The sequence below is a fragment of the Microbacterium sp. ZOR0019 genome (assembly GCF_000800925.1).
GTDB classification, from domain to species: domain Bacteria; phylum Actinomycetota; class Actinomycetes; order Actinomycetales; family Microbacteriaceae; genus Microbacterium; species Microbacterium aurugineum.
This window is the reverse complement of the sequence record NZ_JRKC01000111.1, coordinates 1-202: the sequence shown is the minus strand read 5'-3', so window position 1 is coordinate 202 and position 202 is coordinate 1. Positions and strand designations below refer to the sequence as shown.

Genomic DNA, 202 nt, shown 5'->3' with positions numbered 1-202 from the left:
CAACGCGACGACCCCGCCGGGAGTCGATCCGATCACCCCGCCGACCGACACCGAGACCACCCCCACTCCCGTCGCCGGTCCCGGTCTCGCGATCGACAAGGTCGCGTCGTTGAACGACACCGATGACAACGGTCTGGCAGATGAGGGCGAGACGATCGATTATTCGTTCGTGGTCCTGAACACCGGCAACATCACGCTCACG

Annotated in this window: 1 protein-coding gene; it reads left to right on the top strand. The window is 64.4% G+C overall.

What is annotated here, in order from left to right:
- Nucleotides 1-202, top strand: a 202-nt coding sequence (locus L978_RS18085; protein WP_047524877.1) for a DUF7507 domain-containing protein, incomplete at both ends; no start/stop codon positions are given.